1 protein-coding gene is annotated in these 502 nt (G+C 76.5%); it reads left to right on the top strand.

What is annotated here, in order from left to right:
• Positions 1 to 394 (top strand): zinc-dependent metalloprotease (locus FB586_RS19105; protein WP_136520889.1); only part of this gene is annotated, 394 nt, incomplete at its 5' end.
• Between the last annotated feature and the right edge of the window lie 108 nt (positions 395 to 502).

Raw genomic sequence — 502 nt, 5'->3', positions numbered from 1 at the left:
GCTCGTCGAGGGGTGGGTCGACGAGGTCGTCGGCCAGGCCACCGCCGAACGGATGCCGGCCGCTGCCAAGCTGCAGGAGACCGTACGCCGCCGCCGCGCCGCCGGCGGTCCGGCCGAGCAGACCTTCGCGACCCTCGTCGGCCTCGAGCTGCGGCCCCGACGGCTCCGCGACGCCTCCACCCTGTGGGGCTCGTTGCGCACCCGGCAGGGCACCGAGGCCCGCGACGGCGTGTGGATGTCGCCGCACCTGCTGCCCACCGCGCAGGACCTCGACGACCCGCTGGGCTTCCGCGAGGACTCCGTCGCCGTCGGCGAGCTGTCCGAGGAGGAGTTCGACGCCGGGCTGCGCGACCTGCTCGACGGCGGGTCCGACGGTCCCCGTCCTGCGGAGTGAGCGACCAGCACGCCGGCGCCCTCCGCACCTTGGCGGCGTGGCGGGCGCCGACGCCCGGGCAGGCGCGGCTGCGTGATCGCTACGTCGCCCACCTCGAGGCGCATCCCA

Source organism: Cellulomonas telluris (genome assembly GCF_004886325.1).
In the GTDB taxonomy this organism is placed as follows: Bacteria; Actinomycetota; Actinomycetes; order Actinomycetales; family Cellulomonadaceae; genus Cellulomonas; species Cellulomonas telluris.
The sequence above is the reverse complement of the archived record's forward strand: the minus strand, read 5'-3'. Positions and strand labels throughout refer to the sequence as shown.